Origin of the sequence: Embleya sp. NPDC008237, from assembly GCF_042956465.1 — a bacterium.
Classification (GTDB): Bacteria; Actinomycetota; Actinomycetes; order Streptomycetales; family Streptomycetaceae; genus Embleya.
On the sequence record NZ_JBIBGL010000027.1, the window covers coordinates 38,882 to 65,821 of the forward strand.

Sequence of the window (26,940 nt, forward strand, 5' to 3'; positions counted from 1 at the left end):
ACCCACGCTAAACGCCCTCTGAGAATCCGCCACCCATGACGCGACGGGACATGCGGCACCTCATGCCGGCTGTCGGATCCCACAACGATCCGACGACCGGAAGGCCACCGCCCGACCCGCGAGCCGGGGCGATCACCCGCAGCGGCTCAATCGTGGTGCGGATCCCGGGAGTCGCGGTGGGGATCGGGGGTGTTCAGGCGCACCGAACCCATCGACCACGCCGCCGCCGAGCCACCGTCGGCGGTGATGTGCAGGTCTCCGCCCACCGCCACGCCGCCGTCGCCCGCTCGCACGCCGCCGCCCGTTTCGCGCAGCAGGTCGCGCAGGGCCTCGGCCAGCGATGTGCGTTCGGGTTCCCCGGTGTTCTCCAGAAGATCCTCGAAGCGTCCCTGCCACGCCGCGCCCACCCGGGCCCGAACCTGTTCGACGTGCGCGGGATCGGCCGCCGTCACCTCGGCCTGCGACCGGTCCAGGCGCGCCAGCACCACGGTCGTCTCCCCCGCGTCTCCGCGCCCGAAGAGCCGACCCACCCGCTCCCGGAATCCGAGCCACAACTCGGTACCGGCGGCCGTGGCCACCGCCCCGCCCGCTGTGGAGGCCAACGCCACCAACGACTCCGCCAACATGCCGCCCCCTGTGTCGATCCGACCCCATCGCCATCAAGCGTATGTAGTGGGGGGCTTCGTCACGGGGCAATCGCGAATCCCCACCGCCCGCGCCGATCTCGGACCGCGCCGGTGCGGCAACGCGGCCGGATAGGGCGGGATTCGCCGAGCCGGTCGCGGCCGGCGGGCCGCGCCGCTACCGTCGTGCTGTCGTGTCGACGCGGCCGCGGCCGCGAAACGATAGGGGGTGGGCCGTGCTGTCGCAGGAGTTGACCGCGCTGGTGGACGCGGGCGGGACAGCCGTGGTCGACACCGCCGGAACCGAGGCGTGGCCGGTGCTGCGCGGCCGGATCGCCGCATGGGTCGGTCGCGGCGATCGGCGGGTGGTCGAACGTACGGAACAGGCGCTCGGCGAGACCGCCGCGCGACTCGCGCGGGCCGGTGAAGCCGGTGACACCGGTGCGATCCGCAGCGTTCGGGACGAGGCGGCCACGGCCTGGCGGGAGCGGTTGGCGGCCGTACTGGCGGATCTCGCCGACACCGAACGGACCGCTGCTGCCGATGAGTTGGCCACAGTACTCGGTACGGCCGGGAACCCGTCGACGGGTGGCGTCGGCGCGCCCTCGCCGGCCGATTCCCGGGGCCTCGCCGTCGGCGGTGACCTCACGATCTCGGCGCGGGACCGCTCGGCCGCTGCGGCGATCGTGCAGGGGGATGTGACGCTCCGGGTCCCTACGAAACCGGTTCCGGCCACTCGGGGCTGACGGACCCGGCATACCCGAGCCCGTCCCCGGGCGCCCCACACACACCCGCCGCCACCTCCCCACCACTCAACCCGATCGAGGACGCCCCGAGCGCGCCCGCGCCGCAGCATCGCCCGGGCCCGGACCGGGCACCCGGGTTGCCGCGCGGGGATACGTACATCTCCGCCGTCGGCGGCGGGGTCGCGGCCGGGCGCGCCGACGCGCTGCACGTGCACGGCCCGGTCGCCGTCTACGTACGCCACCTCGGTCGACTCGCCGCGGAACACACCTTCCTCGGCCCGGAGGATGGTGCTCCCAGGGTCGCCGACGGGCGCGAACCCTACCCGGGGATGCGCGCGTTCGGCGCTGCCGACGACGGGTTCTTCCACGGCCGCGAGGCGCTGATCCTCGACCTCGTCGCGAGGCTGCGCGACCGGGTCCGCGGCGGCGGTGTCCAGGTCGTGGTCGGCCCGTCCGGCGCGGGCAAGTCGTCCCTGGTGCACGCCGGTCTGTACCCCCGATTACGCGACGACTCCCGGCGCCTGCCCGGCGACCCTCTGCCGCGCGAGGTCGTCGTGTTCACGCCGACCGAGGACCCGGACGCGGCCTGGGCCCGGGCGTTCCCCGGCGACGCCGCCACTCGCGCCGACGTCGCCGACGACCCGACCGCGGAGCACTCGCGCGACGGACCGCGATCCGTGGTCGTCGTCGACCAGTTCGAGGAGTTGTTCCACGCCTGCCCGGACCCGGCCGCTCGGCATCGCCTCGTCGAGCGCCTTGCCGAGACGGCTGCGCCGGGCGAACGGGGCGCCCCGCCAGGCGCGTTGGTGGTGATCGCGGTCCGGGCCGACTGCTACGACGCGTGCCTGGCCCACCCGGTGTTGCGGGACGCCTTCGCGGATCGTCCGCTGGCCGTCTCGTCGCTCACCCCGGCGGAGTTGGTGGACGCGATCACCCGACCGGCGTTCGCCGCCGGCCTGCGCGTCGAGACCCGGCTGATCGCCCAGTTGTTGAGCGACCTCGCGAGCCCCGACGGCGAAGCCGGGGAGCACGCCGACGGCGGCTCGTTCGGACCGGAGCAGACCTACGACGTGGGCCGACTCCCGCATCTCGCACACGCGTTGCGTCAAACGTGGCTGCGACGTGTCGACGACCGGCTGACCCTGGCGGCCTATCGATCCTCCGGGGGCATCCGCGGCGCGATGGCGAAATCCGCGGACACGGCGCTGGCCACACTCGACGGGCCGGTCGCCCGCGAGCAGGCGCGCCTGCTCTTCCTGCGCCTGGTTCGCGTCGGTGCGGGCACCCGCGACACCCGCCGCCGCGTCTCGCGCGCCGAGCTGCTCGCCGTAAGCCCGCACCCGAACGTACTGCCCCGGGTCGTCGAGGCGTTCACCGCGCCACGCCTGCTCACTCAGTATCGCGACACGGTCGAGATCACCCACGAGGTCCTGCTGCGCGCGTGGCCGCGGCTTCAGGAGTGGATCGACGCGGACCGCGCCGGGCTCCTGCTGCGCCAGCGCCTCGACGAGGCCGCCACGCACTGGGCAGCCACGCCCGCCGCCGACGCCCCCGGCAAGCGCCGCCGCGGTGATTCCGGCCGGCTTTACAGGGGAGACCTCCTTGCCGAGGCGCTGAAGTACGCCAAGGCGCATCCGGGAGTGCTCGGATCCACGAGCGCCGCGTTCCTGCACGCCTCGGAGGATCGGGCGAAGCGCCGGCTCCGCGCGGGCAGGGGCGTGGTCGCCGTCATCGTCGCCCTCGCGCTGCTCGCCTCGGTGGCGGCGATCGTCGCGTTCAACCAACGGGACTCCGCCCGCAGACAGGAACGGGCGGCCACCTCGCGGGAGTTCGCCGCCCAGTCGGGGCGCCTGGCCGCCGAGCGGCCGGCCGGGGCGTTGCTGGCGGCCGGCGCCGCGTACGCACAGTCCCCGACGATCGAGGCGCGCAGTGCGTTGCTGAGCGCGGATTCGACCTTCCGCCTGCACCGCTTTTCCGCACACCGGGGCTCGGTCGAGGCGTTGGCGCGCAGTGCGGACGGGCGCATGCTCGCGTCCGGGGGTGCGGACGGCGTGGTGCGGGTGTGGGGTCCTTCGGGGGAACCGTTGTCCGAGTTACCCGTGCCCGACGGCGTGTCCGGGGACGCGGGGGCGATCACCGAATTGGCGTTCGGCGCCGACGACCGGTTGCTGGCGACCGGGCGCGCCGACGGCGTGGTGCGGGTCTGGGATCTGGCGACGGGCCGGGCGACCGCGGCGTTTCCCGGGCCGACGCGGCCGCGTTCGCTCGCGTTCGGCGGCAACGGGCGGTTCCTGGCGATCGGCAGGGCGGAGGCCGATGTCGAGGTACGTGATCCGACCGGGGACGGGCCGCCGCTGCCGCTGGCCGGTGCGGCCGATGTGGCGCGTGGGGGGCTGGCGTTCCTGCCGGACGGCGCGAGTCTGGCGGTGGTCACCGGGAAGGGCGACTTCGAGGTGTGGCGGGTCGCGGCCGACGCGCCGCCACGACGTGTGAGTACCGCGCGTCCCGCCGAGGCGTCCGGCGGGTTCCTGGCCGTGGCCTGGAGCGGTGACGCGCGTATCGTGGCGACGGCGTCGGGCTTCTCCGGGATCCAGGTGTGGGACGTCACGTCCGGCAACCATCTGTCGGCCCCCTCCCAGTACGCGGTGTCGTTGGACGCTCCCGCGCTCGGTCCGGACGCACGGACGCTGGCGGTGGCCGATCCCGACTCGAACAAGGTGCACGTGTTCGACGCGACCACCGGCGTCCGCACCGGCACCCTGACCGGAGTCGGCGGCCTGGTGCGCACGTTGCGGTTCTCCGCCGACGGACGCAGCCTGGCCGCGGGGGACGCCGACGGCGACATCCTGACCTGGACACTCGACGAAGCCGCTCTGCCGGCGCCGCGGGCGCTCGACATCCAGGCCCTCGCCGCGAGCCGGGACGGGCGCCGGTACGCGACGGCGCGCGTGAACGGTTTGGTGGAACTGTGGGACTCGGCAACCCACCGCCGGGTGGCCGTGCTCGGCGAGGTCGGCGCGGCGGCCCGCTCGGTCGCGTTCAGCCCCGACGGCACGTTGGTGGCGGCGGGCATCGACAGCGGCGCCGTGCGGCTGTGGACGGCGACCGACCGCCCGCGTCTCGTCCACACGCTCGTCGGGCACGTCGGTGCCGTCGCGGGTGTGGCGTTCAGCCCGGACGGCGGGACGCTGGTCAGTTCGGGCGCGGACGGCACCGGGCGATTGTGGGCGGTCTCGACCGGCGCACCGTTGTCGACCATCGAAGGGCTGAGCTACATCCACGACATCGACGTCTATCGGGTGACGTTCAGCCCCGATGGCCACAACGTCGTCTTCGCCGGCGACGACGGACAGGCCAAGCTCGTCGACCTCACCGGCCGGGGCCGCAACCGGCTCTATACGAACTTCGGCGGGATGCTCGTCAACATGTTCGACGTCGCCTACAGTCCCGACGGCCGCACGCTGGCCACCGGCATGGCCGACGGCACCGTCTGGCTCTGGGACTCGGCCACTGGCCGGCTCCGGAATCGATTGCCCGGTCATACCGGGGCGGTGTCGGCGGTGGCGTTCAGTCCCGATGGCCGCACACTGGCCTCCGCCGGCGGCGACCACACCGTGCGGTTGTGGAATCTCGCCGACGCCGCCGAGGTCGCCACCCTCACCGGCCACGCGGCCCCGGTCCGCGACCTCGTCTTCGCCCCGAGCGGCGACACGCTGCTGTCTGCGGACGCCGACGGCGTCGTGCGTACCTGGCCGCTCGACCCTGAAGCGGTCCTGCGCCGGTTGTGCGCCACCCTCGGCGAGCCCGTGTCCCCGACCCTGTGGGCCTACCTGGCCCCGGGTGTCGCATATTGGCCCGGGTGCCGAACCACCCCATCGACCACGGGGTAGTCGCGATCGCGCTCGCGGTCGACGTGCACGTCGGCACCGGCGTCCGCGTCCCGGTGCCGGAACGCGGAGGGCAGGGACGGCGATCGGTCCCGGCCCAGCAGGGCCAGGGATACGTTCGCGACTTCGGGTTCGGCGCTGTGCCCGGTGTTCTGGTCGGGGGTGGTCGCGGTGGATTGGGTCGCTTGCCCTTAGCCGAACGACGGCCGACCCAAGGGCCCGCCCGACGACGCGACGGTCGTCGCGCACAGCAGAGGCCACCACGTCCGAGAAGACGACCTGGTCTGGGCGATGGACATCCTCGTCGACGCGGCCACGCCACAGACCGGGCGCGCGTACGTCGGCGAGTGGAGCGTGGACTCGCGAGGACCCGACCGCTCGGCGGCCGCCGCCCTTCCCCTGCTCCTGCTCCCCGCGTTCACCGCCGTGCCTATCGACCCCGCGAGACTCCGCGACGCTCTCGTCACCTGCGCAACCAGCACGTTCGAAGAGGTCCGACGCGTCCTGGCGGTAGGGATGGGACCGGTGTGGTCCACCGCCTGTGACGGCGGCAGCGGCCGGGGCGGAGGCGCTGCGTGCGGTCACGAGATCGCGTGGCTCGCGGTCGACGCGGGCCTTCGCGACTGCAGACGCGGCGCATGGAACCGGCACACGCAGAGCCGGGACACCGACCCGCTGATCGGCCCCGTCACCGGGATCCTCCCGACCGTCTCCGCCGAGTTGCTCCTGCCCCACCGGCTGAACGCCCCGATTGTCGCCGCCTTCGACGCGGCGCGAGGGACGACCTGCGTCGCGGCGCGCGCCCGGGCGCTGCTACTCGAACTCCTCGACGCCCACCGCCGGGCCGTCGCCCATCACGGCGACAGTTCCCGGGGAGGCTGGGACCAGGAACGCCGAGGCGTCGAACGAGTGCTGCTGACCACCGCGACCGAAGGCGACCTTCGGCCGCTGCTCGAGCACGTACGGGCCTACCTCGAGCAACCCCCGGCCGTGGTGCACCTCGCACACACCCTGATGTGCCTGTTCAGCCGCGAACCACACCTGCGCCGTCACCTCCCGCGCGTGTGGCCCCCGATCATGAGCACCGTCCTCGACGCGATCGCCGCCTGAGCGACACTCCACCGGGACCGACAAGGCGCGGACGTGCTCGCCGCCCTCATCCCCCGACCGACGATGTGGACGACCGCCGCCATCGACGTGCCCGATCCCCTGGCCGCGGCGCGGGCCGACTGGATCACGCCCGACGCGCTCGCCACCCTCATCGAGCGGTGGCTGCCACTCGCCCGGGGGAAAACGGCAACGGTCCGGGCGCTCCTCGCGTTCATCGAGACCACACCCTCGGCATGGCAGGCCACAACCGGCCTGACATGGATCCACACTCTCGTCGACGGCCACCACCGACGACTCGCGACCCAGGTCCACGAACTCCCCGACTGGCTCGAACGAATGCGCACATCACCTCACATCGACCCGACCGCGGCGGCGCGCCCCGAACGCATCCTCGACGCGCTCGCCCAACACGAGGACACCCGCGCCATGCGGATCCAACGAACGACGGAATAGGTGCGTGCGTCGGGTGTCGTCCTACAGGTCCAAGACCGCGCGCAGGGCCTGGTCGACGCGTTCCATCACCACAGAATCGACGGCGCCAACGAGGTCCGCGTCGTCGAAGCGGGTGGTGCGCAGTTGTTGGAGGTTGACCGCCACGGCCGTGCACGGCAGGGGGTCCTCGACGACGACGGACATCGCGGTGTCCGGGTAGCGCCCCGCGGGGTGCAGCACGATCGCCAGGAGTGCCGCGTAGGCCTGTTCGAGGCCGTCAAGGGAGACGATCAGGACATTGCGGCCGTCGCCGAGGGTCCAGATCTCACCTCGCCTCACAGGCTGTCGCCCTCGCCGCACAGGTCCTCACCCAAGCCGAGCCCGGCCAGGTGCCGGGCGGCGTCCAGGACCGCCTGCCTGCGGGCGGCCCGCACGATGTAGGCGTTCAGGGACAGGCCCGCCGCCGCCGCGCCCGCGCGGATCGAGGCGTCCAGGTCATCGGGAATCCGCAACGTCATCACCGTCATGACACCAACCTAGCAACCACGATGCGGTGGCGTCACCGGTGGCAAGGGTTCGTTTCCACGCCGGTCCGGCCCGGTCGGTGTTCCCGACCCCGCGCACGGCCGGTCGCAATCACTGCGGCGTCCGGCTCCATCGCCGATCCGGTCGAACGCGGGACTCGGCTCGGACTGCGCCGTGCGCGCTGATCCGATCCCTACGCAGGGCTGCCGGTCTGCGCCGCGCGCAACCGGTGGGCCGCTCCTCCGTTTTCGGGCAGGGCGCGCTCCCGGACCCGCTCGGGGCGGGGGGGCCGGCGCAGCGGGACGGGGACCGGGTTACGAGTGATCCCGGATGCGGTCCGTGTCGGCGTCGAGGACGGCGAGGCCCGGGTGCTCCCGCAGCTCCTGCCCGCGCGCCCAGTCCCGGAGGTCGGTCGGCTCGGGGCGCAGGCAGATGCCGAAAGCGGTTTCCACGTCGGTCACCAAGCGGGACAGGGCGCCGGTGAATGCGGTTGCGGTGGCGTGCTCGCGAGCGACGAGGGTGAGGACGCGGCGGGTCGAGCACCAGACACCGGCGCCCAGGCGAGAGCCGGGTTGGTGTCCGAGTTGTTGGAGCAGCCAACCCGCGCTGGCGCGTCGGGTTCCGTCCGAGGTGCGGTTGACGGGTCCTCCCGCTGCGCGTACCGCTGCGGCTTGGCTCATGGTGACGGGTGGGTTGAGGAAGACGGAGCCGACTTGGCGGGCGTCGGGGCCGTCGGCGGGCAGCAGGAGTCCGCGCGCGCCGCGGTCGGCCGATACGCCCGCGGCGGCTTCGGCCAGCGGTGGTGTGGTCCCGAGGGCGACGTCGAGGGCTTCGGCGAGGTGTCGGTAGGTGATCGGTGCGGCGTGGATGCGCGGCGTCAGGCGCAGGGTGATGTCGAGGATGGTGAAGCGGCCCGGTTCGGTCTTGAAGCGGCTGGCGCGGTAGCCGAACCGGCACTGCTCGCGGGCCAGGCGCACGGTGCGGCCGGTGTGATGGTCATGGGCGGTGAGCGCTATGAGGGAGTCGGCGATCTCCTGTCCGTAGGCGCCCGCGTTCTGGACGGGTGCGGCGCCGACGGTACCGGGGATGCCGGCCAAATACTCGATCCCGGACAGGCCGTGCGCGACGGAGTGGGCGACGAGGTCGACGAGGGGTTCGCCGGCCTGGGCGGTCACCTCGACGGTGCCGTGCGGGCCGTGGGTGGTGGTGATGCCCCGGGTGGCCATGACCACGACGGTGCCCCGGTGGCCGGTGTCGGGCGCCAGGACGTTGCTGCCGCCGCCCAGGACCCAGGGGTGGTCGGGGAGTTCGGCGGCGAGGTCGGGCCAGGCGGTGGGGTCGGTGTGGACGAGGAGACGGTCAGCGGGGCCGCCGAGCCGCAGGGTGGTGTGGTCGGCGAGAAGGTCACCCATGGTGGGCTCCGGGTGGTGGGGGTCAGGTGGTGGCGAGGGTCTTGCGGGCGAGGGTTCGCAGCGGGACGAGGCGGGGGCCGGGTGGGCCGTGGTAGACGGCGTTGGTGCAGATCGCGATGTAGCGGCCGATGGTGGGGGCGAGGTACAGGCTCGTGCCGGTCCAGCCGTGGTGGTAGACAACGTCGCCGTCGTCCGCGACCAGCCAGGCGAGTCCTCGGTCGAGGCCGGGTTCGACGGGGGCATGGGGTGTGCTGGAGGCGGTTAGCCAGGTGTGGAGAGGGTGTTCCCGGTCGAGGAGGTGTTCGGCGTAGCCGGCGAGGTCGGCCGCTGTGGTGAAGGTGCCGGCGTGGCCGGCGATGCCGCCGAGGAGGGCGGCGTTGTCGTCGTGGACGCCGCCCCAGATCCGGGGTGCCCCGGCGAGGCGCTGTTCCGTGGGTGCGACGTGTGGGCTGCGGGTGACGGGTCCGTAGGTGGTGTCGGTCATGCCGAGGTCGGTCCACAGTTCGGCGGCGAGTTCGTGCAGAGGCCGTCGATGAACGTGGGCCAGGGCCAGGCCGAGGAGGATGAAGCCCCGGTTGAGGTAGCGGTGGCGGCCCGGGGGTTCGTCGAGTGGTTCGCGGCACAGGAGTTCGGCGAGCGGCGTGGGGTTGCCCCGATAGCGGTCCAGGCGCGTTTCGGCGCGCAGTCCGCTGATGTGGGTGAGGAGTTGGCGGATGGTGGCGTCGGCGCCGGGGGCGTCGCCGGTGATCGGGGGGAGGTAGGCGCGTACCGGGGTGTCGAGGTCGAGGAGTTGGTTGTCGAGGGCGCGGCCGATCAGCGGCCAGGTGGCGACGACCTTGGTGAGCGACGCGGCGTCGTAGGCGGTGTGTTCGGTGGGTGGGGCGTCGCCGCATTCGGGTGCGACGACGCCGGTCGTGATCGTGTGCCGTTGCCCGGCTGACGTTCCGCAGACGACGATGCCGCCGGGGCTGCCCCCCGTGGTGACGAGGGTGTCGAGGGCGTCGTGCAGGGCTTGAACGTCGGTGCGGGTGAACGGCGTCGGGCTCATGGGTGTGGGTTCTCCGTCGTGGTGAGCGTGGCGTGGGCTCCGAGGGCGGCGAGAGTCGGCAGGAGCCGTTGGTAGCCGCGCCGCAGGTGGTGTATGCCGCGGATCGTAGACGTTCCGTCCGCCGTCAGGGCGGCGATGAGGTAGGCGGTGGCGGCGCGGATGTCGTCGCCGTGCACGTCGGCGGGGTGGAGTCGAGCGGGTCCGCGAACGCGGATGTGGGGGCCGTCGGTGGTGACATCGGCATCGAACGCGCGCAGCCCGGTCACGTGGGAGTCACGGCGGGGGTAGATCGCCTCGGTGACCGTCGAGGTGCCATGGGCTTGGGTGAGCATGGCGGTGAGTTGGGGTTGGGTGTCGGTCGGCAGCCCCGGGTGCGGGCCCGTGTGGGCGGTGACCGGGAGGAGTCGGTCGGGGGCCAGGACGGCGACGGCGTGGTGCAGGTCGGTGAGGGTCACCCCGGCCTCGCGCAGGGGTGTGGTCAGGCCGGTGGGCAGGTCGGCCAGGGTGATGCCGTCGAGGAGGACGCGGCCGCTCGTGGCGGCGCAGGCCATCGCCCAGGTGGCGGCCTCGATCCGGTCGCCGGGGATCGTGTGGGCCCCGCCGGTGAGGCGGTCCGTGCCGGTGACGTGCAGGCCCTCCTCGGCCCAGTCGATGTTCGCGCCGGCGGCGGCGAGGAACGCGGCGGTGTTGACGACTTCGGGTTCGACGCTCGGGTGGGTGATCAGGCTGCTCCCGGGCGCCCGGGCGGCGAGCAGCAGGGCAGTGACGGTCGCGCCCATGCTCGGGCCGTAGGGGGTGTTCACGTCGACACGGAACGGACGCAGGCCGCGCGGGCCGAGGACGGCGCGGATGGTGTGGCCGTCGTCGATGACGGTGGCGCCGACTTCGGTCATCGCGGCGAGGTGGCGGTCGATCAGGCGTGGGCAGAACGCGTCCCCGCCCGGCCGGGGCATGCTCACGCGGCCGGCGCGGGCCAGGACGGCGGCGCCCAGGATGGTGGTGATACGGACCCGTGCGCCCAGCGTCGGGTGGATCTCGGCAATCGGGCGCCCGGTCGGGGTGACACGGAACTCGCCGTCGGTGTGGCCGGCTTCGGCACCGGTGTGGCGCAGGATCGCGGCGCACACGTCGGTGTCGATGATGCCAGGCACGTTGCGCAGGACGGTCGGTCCGTCGCACGCGAGGGCTGCGGCGTAGAGGTGGAGGGCGATGTTCTTGCTGCCTTGGATGGTGGTGGTGCCGGTGAGCGGGGTTCCGCCGGTGATCCGCAGGACGTTGGGCGTCTCGGTCGCCGTGGCGGTGACGGGATGGGCTGTGGTCACGGGGGTCACCTGATTCGGGTGCCGCGTGGCAGGACGCCGCCGACGTGGTTGCGGGGGAAGATCACCGTGCCGGGGCCGATGAGGGTGGCGGGGCTCAGCACGGTGCCGGCGGGGAGGGCGACGTCGTCGCCGATCACAGCGCCGAACTTCGTGTGGCCGGTGGTGATGCGCTCGTCGTCGAGGACGAGGGTGATCTCGGTGGTGGCGGGTTCGGTGACCGGGCCGGTGACGCGCATGCCGGTGGTGGTGCAGAACGCGCCGATGTTGGCGCCGTGGCCCAGGATCGAGTCCCCGACGAACGCGTGGTGCACCATCAGCACGCGGCCGACCAGGAGGCTGCGGGTGATCTCCGCGCCGCCCGCGATGCGGCAATCGGGGCCGATGACGGTGTGGTCGCGGATCACCGCGCCGGCCCCGATCACGGCACCGGCGCAGATCAGCACGGGACCCGTGATCGTGGCGCCGGCCTCGACCGTGGCCCCGTCCTCGATGCGGATCGCTCCGGTCAGGCGCGCGTCGGGGTGGACGTCGGCGGTGTCGGCGATGGTGGCGGTGAGGTGGGCCAGGTCGGCGGCGATGGCCGGCTTGACGTCGAACACGGTGGCGCAGCCGGCCATCAGGTCGGCGATGTAGCGGTGTGTGACCTGCCGGGGGTCGATGTAGTAGGCCGGAGTGAGGCGTTCATCGGGGTGGGGTGAGGTCGGAGTACGCACGGTCGCTCCTCGTGCGGTGGGGCCGGACGGCGAGGTGGCCGCCTCGGACGCGGACCGGGAAGTGGGTGCCGCGTGGTCCCATCACGCCTCGGACGGGGTCGTCGCGTCCCGGCCGGGAACGTATGGCGCAAACCCTTTGCATGTTGTGCAAAGCGGTTCATCGTGGGGGTGTGCGGGTGCTATCACTGGGAGTTCCCGCACCGGCAGGCGAGGAGGTCGTCCGTGGCCACCGTCAGGCAACAGCGGCAGGGTGCGGGTTCGGGCATGCGGGTACGGCAGGCTCGGTTGGCGCGGGCGTGGACGCTCGCCGAACTCGGCCGCCGGGCCGGGTACTCCGCCGCCCAGGTCTCCCGGTACGAACGCGGCCTCGCGCCGTTGACGGACGTCACGGTCATCCGGCGGTTCGCCCACGCGCTGGAGTTGTCGGTCGAGGATTTCGGGCTCGCGCCCGCGCCGGCGTTACCGGGATCGCGTCCCGCCGCGCGTGGATCGCTTCCGGGGTTGCCGGGTTCTACTGTTGTGCGCGAGGAACCACGAGAGGGCGAGAACGTGCGCAGACGACGCCTGTTGGCGAACCTGGCGGCCACCGCGTCCCTCCCCCTCGTCGGGGCCGGCGGCGCGCGGACGCAAGCGTCGGGTGATCTCCTGGTCGCGCGCGTGCGCGATGCGATGCTCGGCCTGGACGACGCGCCGCCGACGACCACGACGACGCGGTTGCGCGGCGCGTTGGCGGTGGCCATGGGCGACTATCACGCCGGCAGCTACGGCGCCCTCGCGGAACGCCTGCCGCGCCTGGTCGCGGCCGGCCACGCCTTGGCCGACGACACCGCGAGCGCCGAGCACCAGGCGCTGCTCGCGGAGGTCTACGTGCTGACCACGCGCATGCTGATCAAACTCGACGACGTCCAGTTGGGGTGGATGGCCGCCGACCGCGCCCGCGTCACCGCCCACGCCGGCAACAGCCCCTTGGTCGCGGCGGAGGCCGCCCGCAACCTGGCCGTTCTCGCCCGCAAGGCCGGGTGGCACGAACAGGCCATGCGCATCGCCCTCGACGCCGCCGACCACCCCACCCTCCAGGGCTCTTCTCCACGCTTCGCCGCGGAACGAGGACTGCTGCTGCAGTCCGCCGCATACACGGCGGCACGGGCGCGGGACCGGGACGGCATGCGGGAACTCACCGACGAGGCGGCCGCCATCGCCGCCCGCCTGGGCGGGGTCGTGCTCCGCGACCACGGCGGCGGCTTCGGACCCACGACCGTCACCCTCCACCGCATCTCCGCCGAGAACGCCGCCGGCGACCCCGGCGCGGCCATCGCCGCAGCCCGAACCATCACACCCGCGACCCTGCCCACCGTCGAACGCCGCTGCCGCTACTTCACCGACATCGCCACCGCGTACGCCCATTGGGGACGCCGCGACCAAAGCCTGCACGCCCTCCTGAACGCCGAACGCTGCTCCCCCGAGGAAATCCACACCCGACCCGCCGTCCGCGCCCTCGTCTCGGGCCTCCTGGTCGGCTCACGCACGACACCCGAACTCCGCGCACTCGCCGCGCGGTGCGCCATCACCTGACCGGGAAGGCCCCCCGAGCGCGCCCATGCGAGCGCGCCGGGCCGAATCGGCGGTCAGCACCAGTGGCACGGGGGCACCGCTGTCAGCACGCGGTCAAATTCGCTGAGAACGTCGAATCCCTGTGCTGGTCGAATACTCGGATACCGGTCCTGACCTGCGCTTTTCATGCGGCTGCTTCGTACTCGTCGAGGAGCCCTGACGGCGCGGCTGGGCCGGCTCGGGAGGGCGGTCACGTTCGGGGCCTCGCCCGGGGCGCGCAGGTCCATTCCGTCGCCCTGGTGGCTGCGGCCGGTGTTGTAGTGGGCGACGTACGCGTGGAGGACGATGCGCAGATGGCGTTCGCCGGTGATGAGGAGCCGGTCGGTGCATTCGCGGCGGACGGACGCGATCCAGCGTTTTGCGAAATCCGCAGGGGATGCCGGACGAGGACTACCTGCCGGTGATGCGGCGCGTTCGTCGCCGCGAGCCTGCACCACGAACACTGCCAACGCCCCGATGGGACAACGGAGACGCGGAGACGAACACACCTTGCCGCGCCGAAGGCGGCGCGAGACGTCCCGACGGGTTCAGCCGGCGCTCCCCCGGCTTCGGTGCCCGTAGCGGCTCAGGTCCGCAGAACGCCGACCGGGGGGTTGGAGGTCGGCGTAGGGGTGTCGGCGGGCGCCGGTGCCGTGGACCAGGACGCGGCGGGGTTGGGCGGGGGTGGGTGTCAACGGAAACTTTGATCTCCCCGGTGGCGGAAATGATCACCCACCCACCGGCGGACACCGCGCCCGCATCGCCGCCGGCCCCCCGAGCGCGCCCACGAGGAGTTCTGGGTCGCAGCGAAGGCCAAGTGCGGGGAGCGCGAGGGGACCCGGATGCTGATCGAGGTGCTGCTGCTGCACCGGCAGTTGCCCGCCGACGCGATGGCCGCCGCGCTGCGGACGGCGGTCCGCCTCGGCTCGGTCAGCGCGGACCTGGTCGCGATCGAGGCCCGCAAGTACACCGAGAGCCCGCCCCGGGACGCCGCGCGGGACCAGCCCGCGGGCGGCCGGGTGCTCGTCCTGCACGAGCGCCGCCTTCCGCCGGACAGCCGGCCGCTGCCGGACATGGCCAAGTACGACCGGCTCCTGCGGCCGGTCCTCCCGCCCCGCTCCGCCCCCGACCGCCAGCAGAGAGGCACCAGCGCATGAGCCCCGCAACCCGTCCCGCCGCCGAGGAGACCACCGCCGCGGCCCGCCGGGCCGCCGACGACGTCGCCGGGCGGCACCTGCCGCCCTCCCGGGTCCCGCTGCCGGACTCGGACTGGGAGGACCAGGTCATCGACGAGGCATGCCGCGAACTGCGGTTGCCCACCATCCGCGCCCGCTTCGAGGAGATCACCGCGGTCGCGGGCCGGGAGAAGTACTCCTACAAGCAGTTCCTCGCCGACCTGCTCCAGGTCGAGTGCGCGGACCGGGAGACCCGCCGCAAGCAGCGGATGGTCCGCGCCGCCAAGTTCCCCCGCCAAAAGCGGATGGAGGAGTACGACCCGACCTGGAACCCGAACGTCCCGCCCGAGGTCGTCGGAATGATCACCGATCCGTCCTGGGTCCGCGACGGGCGCCCGCTGGTCCTGATCGGCGACTCGGGCACGGGCAAGTCCCACCTGCTGATCGGCGCCGGCACCGCGGCCGCCGAGGCCGGGCTCTCGGTCCGCTACACCACCACCTCGGCGCTGGTGAACGAGCTCGCCGAGGCCGAACAGGCCCGCCGCCTCTCCTCGGTGATCGCCCGCTACAGCAAGGTCGATCTCCTGTGTTTGGATGAATTTGGGTATCTGAACCTGGACAAGAAGGGCGCCAAGCTGCTCTTCCAGATCTTCACCGAGCGTGAGGAACGCAAGTCCACCGCGGTCGCCAGCAACGCGCCGTTCACCGAATGGGACCAGACCTTCACCGATCCCCGGCTCTGCGCGGCCATCGCCGATCGGCTCACGTTCCTGGCCATCGTGGTCCAGACCGGCTCGGAGTCCTACCGGCTGCGGGCCACCGAAGCCGAACACGCCGCCGAAGCAGCCCGGAACGAGCTCCGATGAAGACTGGCGGGATGCCCGATGCGACACTGATCACGACTCGACGACAGGGGAGCGGCCATGAGTGGTGATCAGATTGTCTGGCTCGTGCTGGCGGTCGTTTCGACCGTGTTCGTGGGAACGTTCGCCGTCGCGCTGGGGCGCGGCCGGGTACCCCGGTCGAACCCCCGAATCAACGCCCGGTGGACGATCACCGGGCTGCTGATCGCCGAGGCGGGGATGCTTGTCGGCAGTATCCCGCTGATCGCCGGGGCATCAGACGACACGACCGTTCGGTACGTCAACATCGGCTTCGGCATCGCCGTGTTCGCCGGCGTGGTGTCGATCGCGGGTAGCTTCTGGGACAAGTCCCGTTCGCAGAGCCGCGCCTGACGCTCCATCGGCTCCACTGCTGCCGCGGTGGAATGGCCGGAACGGGCATTGAAGGGGCCGGTCGGGCGCGGGAGCCCGGCCGGCCCCACGCACGCCTGCGTCATCTGACCGGGTCCTCGCGCACCGCGCCTGTCAGGGACACAGCGCAGCGAGGACCCGGGGGCCCACGCTATTGCACGTCCGCGTGACCAACCCGCCGACCGCCGAACCGGCACACCCGAAGTCACCCGAAAGGGGTGGCTCTCAAACTCGTTGCCGAAACCGGACTCGAACCACAGTCCATCCCCACCACGAACGGAGCAACGTGGCTCTCAATCACGTTGCCCGAGTGGCTCCGAAACAACCTGTCGAAAACAAGCAGGGTGATGCCTGTCCCGTCGAGGGTGAGCTCGACATCGTCGGTGCTGTCGAATTCCAGGGTCGTCTCACGCCAGCGTGCGGTCGGGGTCAGGCCCGTCAGCATCTCGCGGATGCCCCGGCCGGCCAGGAGATGGGCACGCCAGGCGCGATCGGCGTCGAAGCCGGCACGGATGCGATCCCAGGGCTCGCCGATGATGCGCGCGTGCGCACTCCGCAGAGCATGTTCGAGGCTCTCTGCCAGGCGTGCCGGTCGCGATCGGCCAGCTCGCGTGTCCAGGGGCTCGGACGCCGGTCTCGGGCGTGCACCCGCTGCAACTCGGAACGGACAAGCGCGGTGGGGCTCGACAGGACCCGATCGAGTCCGCCATCGAAGTCCGAGTCGGGTGGATCAAGGAACAGCGGCCCCTTGCCGGTGGCCGGCACGAGTTCCGACAACGGCCTCAAGGAGGGCGTCAGCTTCCGGCCCACCTGCCGCCGCCAGAGCCCGAAGACCGCATCGGAGCGCTGAAGCATTGCGACGGCGAGCATCAACTCCACCATCGGTGCCGGGTCGTCGGCGAACCTCACCCGCAGCAGGTCCTCGGCCGTGAAACACACGCGCAGCATGGCTCTCCCCTCACCACGCAACAGGCTTCGCCACCCGCTCGATTCGGTCCACGCCGAACCGAATGCGTGGAACCGCCCGCGGCCCCGACGATGAAACGGCAACTCCAAGCCTGGACCGTCGCACGAAGAACGCGGAAGCCGCTAACCGGCCACTCGTCCACGCCCGCGGCGGGAACGGGACCTCGATCCATCGATGCTTCGACGGCCGGTCGCGTCCGCCGCGGTGTGGCCACAACGAAGGGGAGACACACGCACACGCAGGAACTCACCCTTGGGGCATCCCGAGCGTCGTGATGGGACGGGCGTCGGGGCACCGCGGTCGAGGGCCCGACCGGGCCAGAGGTGGGCGCACACCTGCGCGGACTGACAGAACGCCGCGTGGCGTCCCGATCGGCACCATGCATATCGCACACCCGAACAGTCCTCGGACCACGGCAACAGCAACACTTCGACCCTGAGGGGAAAACATGCGTACTCGACTTGCACTCACCAGTGCCGTGGCGGGAGCCGTCCTGCTGACCGGTGTTCCCACCACCGCTGCCCAGGCGCTACCCGCGCCCATCGACACGCACACGACGACAACCGCACCCATCACCACCGCCGCCGATTCGGTAGCGGTTGTCGACACCACAGTGTCCTCGGGCGGCAACGTCCGGAAGGACATGTACGGGAAGTCCGACCCCGTCGCCTACAGCCCCCCGGGGGAGATTCTTGTCGTACTCGGGTCGGACTACAACAGCTACCACCACAAGTGGTACGCGGTTCGGACCCCCGAAGCCCGCTATGGATGGATCTACTGCGGGAACGTGACGGCCGGCTGCTGACCCTGCGTGGCCCCGAACTTCCGGCTCCGCCTCCCAGGAGCAACGTGGCTATGAGCGGCAGAGCGGTGGCGGCAACTCGTCACCGCGAGAAGCCGTTCGTTCGCCGGCGTCGATGACGACGGCAGGGCCGTCGGCGGCCACGCCCGGGGGTTCTTCCCCGACACGCAGCGGGCGCGCGACACCCTCGTCACCCGTGCACTGGTCAAAAGGGCGGCTCGTCGACGAACCACCCCGTCTCTGCCCAGGAGTCGGGGAAGGCGGTGCGGCGTCGGACAGGGCCGAGCATGTGCTCAAGGGTGCGCGTCAGTCCGGCGCCGCGGTAGTGGTCGACCTGCGCTATCCAGGGCACCTCGGCCATCAGGCGGCCGAGTTCGGGCGTAACGAGATCGTCCAGGACCGCACGCAGCTCGGCGGGGGGCGGGTCGTCGACCAGGCACAGCCACCCCAGCGCCGCGGCGACACGGACCTCGGCGGGGCGTCCTGGGTCCGTCCAGCACGCGTGGGTGAAACCGACCGCGTCCTCGTGACGGTGCTCCCGCGCCAACTGTGCGATCGCCAGGACCAGACCCGGCCTCAGGCGCGGGATCTTCTCGGCGCGCAGGCGCTCGTGCAGGGCGGCGGAGAACTCCCCGGCGCGGCCCGACGACGCCGCCGCCACGCATGCCGCCTCCTGTCGCACCTGCTGATCCGGGTCGTCCAGGAGGGCGATCGGGATGTGCGCGTCGGCCGCGATCGCGTCCCGCGCGGCCCGCACCGACCAGTTCTGCGGGTAGCCGCCCCCGTCGAAGCGCGGTTCGTCGTCGGGGTCGGCGACCCGCAACAGATGCTCGCGGGACCCGTCGCCCCAGTGGTTGCGACACGCCACCGCGGCGACCAGGCCCAGCGCGTCCGCCCGTACGTGCCCGAGAGGGTTCGCGGCGATCTGCAAGAGGAACGGCACCGCCAGCGGCGCCACCGAACCGATCGTGCCCTGATGACACACCGAACCCCACAACGTCGCGCACGCGTGCATCGCCCCGTCCGCGTCCGCGGAACGCATCGACTCCAGGAGTGCGGGCACGTCCTCGCCCGAGCCGTACGCGTGGGAGAACCGACCCCAAGGCACCTCCCCGAGCAGGAACCCGTCCCGAACCGCCCTCGGCAGGCCCGCGACCACGATCCGCACATCCAACGCGGTCCCCTCGTACACCTCGAACCCGTCCACACACGCCCGCCGGTAATCGAACACGAGTTCCTCGGATGTCACGATCGCCTCCCACGGATGTCACCGGCCGAATCACGATTGGGTACCACCGCACACCGACACCGCCTCGCTCCGGGACGGCCCGGACCGGTCGCCCCGCCCCGGCGGTGGACACCCACGACCGGCGCAGGCGACCCGACCGCCCCCGGCGAAGGCCTCCGATCCCCGAGGCACGCGACCCCGCGTCGCGCAGGCCGGGAACCGGAACCCGGTCGGGTGAGGCTCCCGGGCGCGCCGATACGCTGGGGCGATGACCGGGTTCGACGACACCGACCGACGGCAACTCGCCCTGGTGTTGCACGAGTACGCCGAACACGTCCTGGACGAGTCGGCCATACTGCGGGTGCGGACGAAGTACGGGGACGCGTACCTCGAAATGTTCCGTACGATCCCCACGGGCACAACCGACGGCTACTTCCACTCGATCGACGCTCTGCTGCCGCCGCTCGGCGCGCGGGAGAACCGATTCACCCCCGCCCACGAGATCCGACTCGCCGTCCTGCTCCACGCGTACGCCGAACACCAACTCGACCAGTGGACCGCGCTCGAGACACGCACCACCTGCGGTCCCGTCTACATCGGCATCACCAACTCGACCCCGTACAGCGGGACCCACGACGACGCCCGATCGCTCGATCACCTCCTCCCCACACCGGGCACCGACGACCGCATCGACACCCGCTGAACCCGCGGGAACGAGGCGGATCCCATGGGCCCGCACCCAAGGTTGCGGACGCGGGAGGAGGCGGGGCGGACGGACGGTCCTCGGGTCGCGGCGGCGTCCGTGGCGGCCGATCGACGCCGCCGGCGCACACCACGGTGATGTCGGGGTGGCCGGTCTGCAGACCCAACGGTCAACACAGGATCAACCGGCAAGACCCTTTACAACGGCCGGGACGGAGCACCCGGACGCGCAAGTGGGCTTCACGGGAGGGCTTGGACACCGATCACGATCATTATCAGGCCCAGGAGCGCCATTGCCCCGGCCATCGCCTTCTCCTGCAGGGTGCACGTCCGCCAAAACCTGACCGCCGGGTTGCCCCGGTAGGCGTTCAAGGGGTCCTTGCCACGTACTGCGAGGCGAGCCGCTCGCACGGCGAGCCGATCGGGCAACCAGCGCCGCCGACGGCCCGCCGCGAAGTCGCGAAGCACCTCGTCGGCATCCGTCGACACGCAGGATCCATCTCCCTGGCGTGGACGATGTTCATGAAACGCCCTGGAAGCGCTCCTCCTCGTCGGAGGAGTCGAGGAGCCTCAGTCCGCGCTCCCACGATTTGCGGGCTTGCTCGTTCGGGTCCGCCGCGCGGTTGGTCACGACCCATTCCTCACTCTCGAGATGCCGGCGGTGTGCGAACTTTTCACGATGACTCCTGGGGCTGTCGAGCCGGTTGCACACGCTGGCCCGGGAAGGGTACCGGCGGCGGGCGACGGCCCACCGCACGCCCCGGGCGGTGTGATCGGCCGAACCGGTCGCGGCTTCCAGGAGGTCGTCGCGAATCGGCGCGGCGGCCTCGGCACCGGCGTGGGTGCCCAGGGCGCAGACCGAACTCCCGATACCACCCCTCCTCGACCATGTAGACGTTCGCGCCCGGCGGACAACTACGCCTGTATCGCTCGGATTCCGCGGTGACCTCCCGCATCGCGTCCGCGACCTCGTCGGGGGTCAAGCCGAAGCGCAGCGACCCCACACCCACGAACGGCTCCAGCATCCACGTCCGCCGCTCTTCGTCCGCCGGCACCCGCCACCCCTCGAACACGATCACGGAACCTACAGGTGCCCACAGACATCGTCGCGGTGACGCCGTCTCGGTGGCTCCGATCCGGCTCACCGACGACCTCCGACCCGACGTCGAGCCCGAACCCGTCGCCCACCGCCACCGAGGCGCCCTCCCAGATCACCGGGCCGCCGTCCGTGCTCGACGCGGCACCGTCACCGGGCGACCGGCCCGCCGCCGGTACTTCCCCGGTTTTCGACTCGTGGCCCGGACCTCGGGGCCAGACTGGGTCGGTTCGGGGGTGGTGTCGATCGGGAGGGCGCGTCGCGTGTGGACTGAAGCCGAGGCCGGTGTCGATGTGGTGTCCGGGTGGGGCACGGCGGCCACCGTCGGGCTGTTGGAGGTCGGGGAGGCGGTGCGGGAGGCGGTCGCGACACCGGCCGTGCTGTGCGTCACCGGGGTACCCGGGGTCGGCAAGACCGCCGCCGTGGCCGCCGCGCTGGACGAGGCGCGGGGTGAACGGGGCCGGAACGCGGCGTGGTTGACGTTTCGTTCCCGCCCGACGATGGCGATCGTGCGGGAGGCGTTGTGGGGGCGGTTGTGGCCGGGACGGACGGCCCCGCGGTCGCGGATCGACTTCGAACACGGCGTCACCCGCGCGTTCGAACGAACCCCGCGCACCGTCGTCGTCGACCACGCCGACGTCCTGCCGAAGGACGCATTGGAGTATTTCGCGGCCCTGGCCGAGGACCCGCACGTCGACCTCGCCCTGATCGTCGTCGGCTCCCCCGCCTGGGGCACGGCGCTGCCGAAACGGGCGCCGAACCTGCACTCCCACACGTATCGGCGTGTGCGGTTGGAGCCTTTGACGGACGCCGAGGCGGTCACGGTGGTCCCGGGCCTGCACCCGTTGTGGGCGGACACCACGGCCCGTGAGATCACCGGCCTGAACCGGGACGTCGGCGGGACGTTGCGCGGATGGCACCGGGTCACCGCACACCGACTCGCCGCCTCCGCCGCGGGCCCGTAACGCGCACGTGCGGACCATCGTGCGCCCTGGGCCGCCTCGGAAGTAAGACACATCTGTTCGCGAGTGCCCGGCTTGCCACGCCTCCCGATGCCAGCGATCGTCTGCAGGGTGCCGCGAGGCTGATTCCGGACGCGGGCGCAGTCGAGCAATTCCCAAGCCTCTCCACCGAACACGCTTGCCCGCGGTGATGATCCACTCGTTCCGTACGACTTCCTTCTCCCCTCGTACCCGAAGGTCGGCTTTGCCGCATCCGCCGGTTCCCGTGCCGCTCTGTCCGCGGCATACCGAACGCCCCGCTTGTGAGTGGTACTCCGCAGCGAGACAGCGCACGTCGCCACCACGTCGCAATTTTGTGTTTCACACACAAGCAGCCCCAACCCCTGACATTCGAGGCGTGGAAGTCCGCGGGACGGCTGCGCCGGTACGCGGACGGCGACGCTCTCCTGCACGAGGGGCACCGTGCGGAGGGACCGGTGCGAGCCGTCGTCAGTTCGCGGCCAGGGCCGCGGCGGTTTCGCGATCGCGCCGGGCTTCCGCCGGACGTCCCAGGTTCATCAGGGCGTTGGCCCGGTTGGTGTACCACTGGGGATTGTCGGGGTCGGATTGGATGGCCTGGTCGGCGGCGTTCACCGCGAGGTCGTGTCGGCCCGCACGGTGGTAGGCCGCGCCGAGGCTGCCGTGGGCGGCGGCGGTGGCGGTGGGAGTGATGTCGACGCCGGTTCCGGTGGTGGCGAGGCGGACCGCCTCGGTGCAGGCGGCGACGGCTTCGTCGACGCGGTTCAGGTCGAGGAGTACGAGACTCTTGTTGACGTGGGCTGCCAGTTGCGCGGGCAGGCGCTTGATGGCCCGGTCGTACGCGATGACCGCCTCCGCGCCGCGGCTGAGCTGGGTCAGGTAGTTCGCGCGGTCGACGAGTGCGGCGGGGTTGTCGGAGGCGATGCGCAGGGCCCTGTCGACGGCTTCGAGCGCGCCTTGGGCGTCACCGACGCCGTCGAGCGCGGCGGCGAGGTGGATGTGGGCCCGGACGTACCGGGGGCGTTGGCGGATGACATCGCGGAAGACGGTGATGGCTTCCGCCAGTTGGCCCTGTGCGGCCAGTTCGTAGCCCTGGTCGTGCAGGACGACGGCCTCGGGGGTGGGTTGGCGGCGCGCGTTGCGCCAGTAGTTGCCGTCGAACAGCTTGCCGCCGCAGGCGCCACAAGGGAGCGCCCGGATGAGACGTATACGTCGTGGGTCGCAGCGCTCGCAGAAGGTGAGCTTGCAGTCGCCGCAGATGAGGAAGGACACGGCGAAGCCCTCGGGATCCCGGAGCGCGACCGGGTTTCCGCCGGGTACCTCGGACAGGCTCACGAGGCGTTTGCAGTGCTCTCCGGCGCAGGAGCTGATCATGGTGATGTCATCCCTTCGTCCGTACGAGGTGCGGGGGTTCGGAAGTCGTAGTCCCAGTCGAGATACCAGAGTCGAGCGGTGTTGTCCCACGAGCCGGAAAGCAGGGTGCGGCAGTCGTGGCTCAACGCGATATCGGTGACTCGGTTCGTGTGCCCGGTCAGCACACGCAGGGCGGTACCCCGCGAGAGGTCCCAAATGCGGATCGTCCCGTCGTTCCCGGCGGTCAGTGCCGCGCGTCCGTCGGGAGTCGTCAGGTGTGTCTTGATGAGGCCGGTATGACCGGTCAGGACCATGATGGCGCGGCCGTTCGCCAGGTCCCAGACGCAAAGGGTGCCGTCAACGGACGAGGTGTGCGCGGTTCTTCCGTCCGGTGCGAAGGTGACGGCGACGACGTCGTCGTGGTGGCCGCGGAGTACGTGCAGGCATCGTCCGGTCGCCAGGCTCCACAGGCGCGCGGTTTTGTCGCACGAGCCGGTGAGGACCATTTCGCCGGTGGCGTCGACGGCGACGCACGTCACCGTCTCGGTGTGGTCGGCCAGAACCGGTCCGGCCCGATGCGCCAGGCTGCGGTGCCACACGCGGGCGGTGGCGTCGACGCCCCCGGTGACCACGGTGTGCCCGTCGGGGGTGCATGCCGCGGAGGTGATGAAGCCGCGGTGCTCGCGGACGGCTCGGCGGGCATATGCGTTCGTGAGGTCCCCGAGTGCCGACGCGAGGTGTCGGCTGTCCGGCAGAAGCATGGCGACGGAGATGAGCCCACGGTGCCCCGTGCGCCGCTTGAGGCACTTCCCGGTGGCGGTGTCCCACATCATGATGGTGTCGTCGTCGTCCCCGGTGAACACGGTCCGTCCGTCCGGAGCGAACACCGCGCGGCGGACGTATTCGGTGTGGCCTCGAAGGGTGTGCAGCGGAAGTCCGGTGGTGTTGTCCCAGAGCACGGCGCTGTGCAACGGTGTGGCGGCGGTCAGCGAGAGCCGTCCGTCCGGGCTGAGAACCGCCAGGGGTGTGTTGCCGGCTTCGAAGGTGTGTTGGTGCCAGGCGGATCTCAGACCGACGCGGCGGCCGTGCGCGCTGCCGAGTTCCGCCCAGCGGTCCGCGAGTGGACGGTGGCGTTCGTGCCCCGGGGCGTCGCGCGCGGCCCGGATGCGGCCCGCTGCAGCGGCGAACTCCCCTTTCTGTGCGAGTAGTTCCGCCTGATCGAGCGCCGTCGCGGCCGCATCGGCTGCGCCGGTGACAGCGGCGGCCTCGTGCGGACGGGCGTACGACCAGGGCGCGGTCGGCCCGAGGGGCAGCAGATCCCACACGCGGACTCCGTCCGCGGAGCAGCACAGCCCGACACCGCCGTCCGGGCTGATCGCCACGGGTCCGTTCCGCCCGTGGCCCCGCAGGGTGCGAAGACAGCGTCCGGTGTCGAGGTCCCACAACTGCGCCCCGAGCGGGCCGGTGGTCAGGGCGCGGCGGCCGTCCGCGTCGACGGCGAACTGCTCCCCCCAGAACGGGTGTCCCTCGAACTGTCCGAGTTTCCGGCCGGTGAGGGGCGCCCAGAGGGTCACCATGCCGTCATCGCCCTTCGCCAGGGCCACCCGGCCGTGGTGTCCGAGGGCGACCCGGCATCGATACAGGCGTTGGCTGCGGATCAGTCGTCCGGTCGCGATCTCCCAGACCCGGAAGCGGGCCTGCCCGGCTTCCCACCGCACCACCGACTCGCCGTCCGGGGCGAACACCGCGGAGCCGCGGAATCCGTGGATCGTCGCGTCGTGGGGCTGGAGCTCGCGTACCGGCCTGCCGGAGTCGACGTCCCACACGATGAGGGACCCGTGCGGGGTGGCGGACACGATCCGGCGCCCGCACGGGCTCCACGCGACGGATTCGACCGGCCCGGTATGGGCGGGCAGCGAGTGCAGGGGGCGTCCGGTGTCGGTCTCCCACACCCGCACCGTCCCGTCGTCGCCGCCCGACGCCGCCCGCGTCCCATCGTCACTCAGCGCGACGGTGTACGCGGTGCGTGGGTGGGCGGGCCACGCGTGCAGGCAGGTTCCGGACACCAGACCCCACACGCGGACGGCTCCGCCCTCGCTGCCGGGCGGTGTGGGCATCGTGTGTTCGCCGCGGCCGGTGAGCGCCACCCGGGCGCCCGGGGCGATGGCGAGCGATTCGGCCGACGTGGTTTCCGGCACGAGGACGCGCGGCGGCCGCACCGTCGAGGCCCGCCGCAGGCTCCGCACGGCCGTGGCGTCGGAAGCGTCACGCAGCAGCGCGGCGGCCTGGACGCGATCGTTCAGCTCCAGATGGAGCAGGCCCAGGAGATGGCTGCGAAGCCGGTCGCGCGGATCCGTGTCGCGTACCGCCGCCAACTCGTCGAGGAGTTGCGCGTCGGTGAGCCGTCCGGCACGCCACGCGTGCAGTCCCCGGTTGTAGACGGTGTGCGGGTGGTGCGGATCGCGTTGTGCCGACTGTTCCCACAGGTCGGTCGCGCGGTCTTCGTCGCCCAGGTCAAGAGCGGACAGGGCGTGGTTCGACAGGCTGTCGCCGATGAGATCGGCCGGCTTCGGGGCAGGGCGGGAGTACCGGACGCGGGCCGTCGCCTCGTGGATGGCGACCAGTTCGTCCGCCACCTCGGTCAGACTCGCCGGTCGTTCCCCGGGCTCGAACCTCAGGCACCGGGCGAGCAGATCGGCGACGTCGGGCCTCAACGGCGGCACCGACGGGTCGACCGCGCCGTGCCGGACGAGGTGGACGAGGGCGGACGGCGCGTCAGGGCCTTGGCCGGGCAGACGCCGTCCGGCGAACATCTCCAGGACGCTGACCGCCCAGGACCAGATGTCCGTCGCGCGGGTCAGCCGAATCGGTTCGCCGCGCGCGGCGGCGGTCTGCTCGGGCGAGGAGTACGCCGGTGTCAGCCCGGCAACGGTGAAGCTCGGATCGGGCCCGCCGGTCGGCGGCCCGGTGCGGACCCCGCCGACCTCCGAACGCGCTTTGGCGAGGCCGAAGTCGGTGACCTTGACGACACCGTCGGCGGTGAGCATGACATTGGCGGGCTTGACATCCTGGTGCACCAGCCCGCTGCGGTGCGCGTGGTCGAGCCCCCAGGCGAACTGCACGCCCACATCGAGTACGCGCGCCAGCGCACGCTCGGGCCCGTCGCGGTACAGCGCACCGGACCGGATCACGCCGTCGAGGCTGCCCCCGTCCACCCACTCCGCGAACACCGTGAGCAACCCGGCGACGCGCAGCGTGTAGGCGCAATGCACGGTGTGCGGATGCAACCCCAGATGCGCCCACGCCTCGGCCTCCCGCTCGAACGCGGCGACGCGGTGCGGTGAACCGAGCACTTCGCGGCGCGGCACCTTGACCGCCAGGACGTGATCCCAGCCCAGATGCCGCACCTGGTACACAACACCCATACCGCCCACACCGGCCGTCCGCAGCACCTCATAACGGTCCAGCACGACCTGCCCGGGGTGCCACACCCCGATACCACCCGTCATGCGCGCCCCCGCTCGGAGCCCCCGCGGCCCGCCGAAAACCAGACTAGGCCACGAGACTTCCCGCCGCCGCCCTCCCAAGCGGCCTCCTACGCTCACGAACGGCCGTTCATGATCGGGGTGTTCACCCGGCCGCCCCACGCCGCGTCGGGAATTATCCGCGGCGGGCGTCGCCTGGGGACGAGAACGCCGTCAGGGCGGCGACATCGTCGCCGGTCGGGGTTCCTCAACCCCCGAGAAGCGCTGCGTTCAAGCGGGTACGCCGCTGTCGTACACGTAGCCGACCGGGGGTGTCGCCGTCCCATCCGAAGACGGCTTCCCAGGTGTCACCGGCGGCGTGGCCCCGGAGGCGTTCGTCCTGCCGGGCAACCCGCCGGTGCTGTCGCCGGCCCCCCTGCCCGACGCGGCGGCCCACTCGGATTGCCGAGTGGGCCGCCGCGTCTGGTCAGGGAGATTCGGTGCTCACCTGG

At 71.9% G+C, this 26,940-nt stretch carries 25 protein-coding genes; 11 read left to right on the forward strand and 14 right to left on the reverse strand.

Features of this window, described 5'->3' with window-relative positions:
- Positions 1-146: 146 nt before the first annotated feature.
- Complete coding sequence (locus tag ACFZBU_RS43570) at positions 147-626, reverse strand: hypothetical protein (protein WP_391589349.1); 480 nt, start codon at positions 624-626, stop codon at positions 147-149.
- Positions 627-859: 233 nt separating this feature from the next.
- Here ACFZBU_RS43570 and ACFZBU_RS43575 point away from each other — a divergent pair, with 233 nt between their 5' ends.
- From ACFZBU_RS43575 to ACFZBU_RS43590, 4 genes are all read left to right on the forward strand, one after another.
- Complete coding sequence (locus ACFZBU_RS43575) at positions 860-1,369, forward strand: hypothetical protein (protein WP_391589350.1); 510 nt, start codon at positions 860-862, stop codon at positions 1,367-1,369.
- A 137-nt stretch (positions 1,370-1,506) separates the two neighbouring features.
- A complete protein-coding gene (locus ACFZBU_RS43580; protein ID WP_391589351.1) occupies positions 1,507-5,259 on the forward strand; it encodes a hypothetical protein in 3,753 nt (1,250 codons plus the stop codon).
- 288 nt (positions 5,260-5,547) lie between these two features.
- Positions 5,548-6,366, forward strand: coding sequence for a hypothetical protein (locus tag ACFZBU_RS43585; protein WP_391589352.1), 819 nt, complete (start codon positions 5,548-5,550; stop codon positions 6,364-6,366).
- A gap of 33 nt (positions 6,367-6,399) precedes the next feature.
- Entirely contained in the window at positions 6,400-6,819 is a 420-nt protein-coding gene (locus ACFZBU_RS43590) for a hypothetical protein (protein WP_391589353.1), read from the forward strand.
- A gap of 21 nt (positions 6,820-6,840) precedes the next feature.
- Here the strand turns inward: ACFZBU_RS43590 and ACFZBU_RS43595 are convergent, their stop codons facing one another.
- The 6 genes from ACFZBU_RS43595 to ACFZBU_RS43620 form a co-directional block, all read right to left on the reverse strand.
- Positions 6,841-7,137 carry a hypothetical protein gene (locus ACFZBU_RS43595; RefSeq protein WP_391589354.1) on the reverse strand — a complete coding sequence of 99 codons (297 nt, stop codon included), beginning with the start codon at positions 7,135-7,137 and terminating at the stop codon, positions 6,841-6,843.
- The gene (locus ACFZBU_RS43600) at positions 7,134-7,325 is read right to left on the reverse strand and encodes a toxin-antitoxin system HicB family antitoxin (protein WP_331768951.1); all 192 of its coding nucleotides are present in this window, start codon (positions 7,323-7,325) and stop codon (positions 7,134-7,136) included. Before ACFZBU_RS43600 ends, ACFZBU_RS43595 begins: the two co-directional genes overlap by 4 nt.
- 312 nt (positions 7,326-7,637) lie before the next feature.
- Positions 7,638-8,735, reverse strand: coding sequence for a UDP-N-acetylmuramate dehydrogenase (locus ACFZBU_RS43605; protein WP_391589355.1), 1,098 nt, complete (start codon positions 8,733-8,735; stop codon positions 7,638-7,640).
- 22 nt (positions 8,736-8,757) lie between these two features.
- Positions 8,758-9,783, reverse strand: coding sequence for a serine hydrolase domain-containing protein (locus ACFZBU_RS43610; RefSeq protein WP_391589356.1), 1,026 nt, complete (start codon positions 9,781-9,783; stop codon positions 8,758-8,760).
- Entirely contained in the window at positions 9,780-11,105 is a 1,326-nt protein-coding gene (locus ACFZBU_RS43615; RefSeq protein ID WP_391589357.1) for a UDP-N-acetylglucosamine 1-carboxyvinyltransferase, read from the reverse strand. Before ACFZBU_RS43615 ends, ACFZBU_RS43610 begins: the two co-directional genes overlap by 4 nt.
- 5 nt (positions 11,106-11,110) lie before the next feature.
- Positions 11,111-11,818, reverse strand: coding sequence for a hypothetical protein (locus tag ACFZBU_RS43620; protein ID WP_391589358.1), 708 nt, complete (start codon positions 11,816-11,818; stop codon positions 11,111-11,113).
- Between the two features lie 222 nt (positions 11,819-12,040).
- Here ACFZBU_RS43620 and ACFZBU_RS43625 point away from each other — a divergent pair, with 222 nt between their 5' ends.
- Positions 12,041-13,390 carry a helix-turn-helix domain-containing protein gene (locus ACFZBU_RS43625; RefSeq protein ID WP_391589359.1) on the forward strand — a complete coding sequence of 450 codons (1,350 nt, stop codon included), beginning with the start codon at positions 12,041-12,043 and terminating at the stop codon, positions 13,388-13,390.
- Positions 13,391-13,443: 53 nt separating this feature from the next.
- Here ACFZBU_RS43625 and ACFZBU_RS43630 read toward each other — a convergent pair whose 3' ends face one another.
- Positions 13,444-13,878, reverse strand: a complete 435-nt coding sequence (locus ACFZBU_RS43630) for a hypothetical protein (protein ID WP_391589360.1) — start codon at positions 13,876-13,878, stop codon at positions 13,444-13,446.
- A gap of 372 nt (positions 13,879-14,250) precedes the next feature.
- On the opposite strand from ACFZBU_RS43630, the gene ACFZBU_RS43635 reads away from it, so the two are divergent.
- Genes ACFZBU_RS43635 through ACFZBU_RS43645 form a run of 3 tightly spaced genes read left to right on the forward strand, consistent with a single transcriptional unit; the run spans position 14,251 to position 15,818 of the window.
- Entirely contained in the window at positions 14,251-14,565 is a 315-nt protein-coding gene (locus ACFZBU_RS43635; protein WP_391589361.1) for a hypothetical protein, read from the forward strand.
- On the forward strand, positions 14,562-15,449 hold the full coding sequence (istB, locus tag ACFZBU_RS43640; RefSeq protein WP_391589362.1) for an IS21-like element helper ATPase IstB: 888 nt from the start codon (positions 14,562-14,564) through the stop codon (positions 15,447-15,449). The genes ACFZBU_RS43635 and istB overlap by 4 nt, the downstream gene beginning before the upstream one ends.
- A 57-nt stretch (positions 15,450-15,506) precedes the next feature.
- Positions 15,507-15,818, forward strand: a complete 312-nt coding sequence (locus ACFZBU_RS43645; RefSeq protein ID WP_391589363.1) for a hypothetical protein — start codon at positions 15,507-15,509, stop codon at positions 15,816-15,818.
- Between the two features lie 223 nt (positions 15,819-16,041).
- Here ACFZBU_RS43645 and ACFZBU_RS43650 read toward each other — a convergent pair whose 3' ends face one another.
- Together ACFZBU_RS43650 and ACFZBU_RS43655 are read right to left on the reverse strand one after the other, a co-directional pair.
- Positions 16,042-16,281 carry a hypothetical protein gene (locus tag ACFZBU_RS43650; RefSeq protein ID WP_391589364.1) on the reverse strand — a complete coding sequence of 80 codons (240 nt, stop codon included), beginning with the start codon at positions 16,279-16,281 and terminating at the stop codon, positions 16,042-16,044.
- Positions 16,275-16,784 carry a regulator gene (locus ACFZBU_RS43655; protein ID WP_391589365.1) on the reverse strand — a complete coding sequence of 170 codons (510 nt, stop codon included), beginning with the start codon at positions 16,782-16,784 and terminating at the stop codon, positions 16,275-16,277. The genes ACFZBU_RS43650 and ACFZBU_RS43655 overlap by 7 nt, the downstream gene beginning before the upstream one ends.
- A 467-nt stretch (positions 16,785-17,251) precedes the next feature.
- Here ACFZBU_RS43655 and ACFZBU_RS43660 point away from each other — a divergent pair, with 467 nt between their 5' ends.
- Positions 17,252-17,608: a hypothetical protein gene (locus ACFZBU_RS43660; RefSeq protein WP_391589366.1), complete on the forward strand. Its 357-nt coding sequence runs from the start codon at positions 17,252-17,254 to the stop codon at positions 17,606-17,608.
- Between the two features lie 202 nt (positions 17,609-17,810).
- Here the strand turns inward: ACFZBU_RS43660 and ACFZBU_RS43665 are convergent, their stop codons facing one another.
- Positions 17,811-18,854, reverse strand: coding sequence for a hypothetical protein (locus ACFZBU_RS43665; protein WP_391589367.1), 1,044 nt, complete (start codon positions 18,852-18,854; stop codon positions 17,811-17,813).
- 247 nt (positions 18,855-19,101) lie between these two features.
- On the opposite strand from ACFZBU_RS43665, the gene ACFZBU_RS43670 reads away from it, so the two are divergent.
- Positions 19,102-19,536, forward strand: a complete 435-nt coding sequence (locus ACFZBU_RS43670; protein ID WP_391589368.1) for a hypothetical protein — start codon at positions 19,102-19,104, stop codon at positions 19,534-19,536.
- Positions 19,537-19,775: 239 nt separating this feature from the next.
- Here ACFZBU_RS43670 and ACFZBU_RS43675 read toward each other — a convergent pair whose 3' ends face one another.
- On the reverse strand, positions 19,776-20,024 hold the full coding sequence (locus tag ACFZBU_RS43675) for a hypothetical protein (protein ID WP_391589369.1): 249 nt from the start codon (positions 20,022-20,024) through the stop codon (positions 19,776-19,778).
- 870 nt (positions 20,025-20,894) lie between these two features.
- On the opposite strand from ACFZBU_RS43675, the gene ACFZBU_RS43680 reads away from it, so the two are divergent.
- Positions 20,895-21,596, forward strand: coding sequence for an AAA family ATPase (locus ACFZBU_RS43680; RefSeq protein ID WP_391589370.1), 702 nt, complete (start codon positions 20,895-20,897; stop codon positions 21,594-21,596).
- 486 nt (positions 21,597-22,082) lie between these two features.
- On the opposite strand, the gene ACFZBU_RS43685 is transcribed toward ACFZBU_RS43680, so the two are convergent.
- Positions 22,083-22,985, reverse strand: coding sequence for a tetratricopeptide repeat protein (locus ACFZBU_RS43685; protein WP_391589371.1), 903 nt, complete (start codon positions 22,983-22,985; stop codon positions 22,083-22,085).
- On the reverse strand, positions 22,982-26,551 hold the full coding sequence (locus ACFZBU_RS43690; protein WP_391589372.1) for a WD40 repeat domain-containing serine/threonine protein kinase: 3,570 nt from the start codon (positions 26,549-26,551) through the stop codon (positions 22,982-22,984). The genes ACFZBU_RS43685 and ACFZBU_RS43690 overlap by 4 nt, the downstream gene beginning before the upstream one ends.
- Positions 26,552-26,940: the final 389 nt, after the last annotated feature.

What these genes read in the sequence shown, in the direction of transcription:
- ACFZBU_RS43650 (WP_391589364.1), bottom strand. Translation starts at nt 16,281, where the DNA reads ATGCTGACGGGCCTGACCCCGACCGCACGCTGGCGTGAGACGACCCTG.
- istB (WP_391589362.1), top strand. Translation starts at nt 14,562, where the DNA reads ATGAGCCCCGCAACCCGTCCCGCCGCCGAGGAGACCACCGCCGCGGCC.
- ACFZBU_RS43685 (WP_391589371.1), bottom strand. Translation starts at nt 22,985, where the DNA reads ATGATCAGCTCCTGCGCCGGAGAGCACTGCAAACGCCTCGTGAGCCTG.
- ACFZBU_RS43660 (WP_391589366.1), top strand. Translation starts at nt 17,252, where the DNA reads ATGCGTACTCGACTTGCACTCACCAGTGCCGTGGCGGGAGCCGTCCTG.
- ACFZBU_RS43635 (WP_391589361.1), top strand. Translation starts at nt 14,251, where the DNA reads ATGCTGATCGAGGTGCTGCTGCTGCACCGGCAGTTGCCCGCCGACGCG.
- ACFZBU_RS43645 (WP_391589363.1), top strand. Translation starts at nt 15,507, where the DNA reads ATGAGTGGTGATCAGATTGTCTGGCTCGTGCTGGCGGTCGTTTCGACC.
- ACFZBU_RS43570 (WP_391589349.1), bottom strand. Translation starts at nt 626, where the DNA reads ATGTTGGCGGAGTCGTTGGTGGCGTTGGCCTCCACAGCGGGCGGGGCG.
- ACFZBU_RS43600 (WP_331768951.1), bottom strand. Translation starts at nt 7,325, where the DNA reads ATGACGGTGATGACGTTGCGGATTCCCGATGACCTGGACGCCTCGATC.
- ACFZBU_RS43605 (WP_391589355.1), bottom strand. Translation starts at nt 8,735, where the DNA reads ATGGGTGACCTTCTCGCCGACCACACCACCCTGCGGCTCGGCGGCCCC.
- ACFZBU_RS43585 (WP_391589352.1), top strand. Translation starts at nt 5,548, where the DNA reads ATGGACATCCTCGTCGACGCGGCCACGCCACAGACCGGGCGCGCGTAC.
- ACFZBU_RS43670 (WP_391589368.1), top strand. Translation starts at nt 19,102, where the DNA reads ATGACCGGGTTCGACGACACCGACCGACGGCAACTCGCCCTGGTGTTG.
- ACFZBU_RS43655 (WP_391589365.1), bottom strand. Translation starts at nt 16,784, where the DNA reads ATGCTGCGCGTGTGTTTCACGGCCGAGGACCTGCTGCGGGTGAGGTTC.
- ACFZBU_RS43610 (WP_391589356.1), bottom strand. Translation starts at nt 9,783, where the DNA reads ATGAGCCCGACGCCGTTCACCCGCACCGACGTTCAAGCCCTGCACGAC.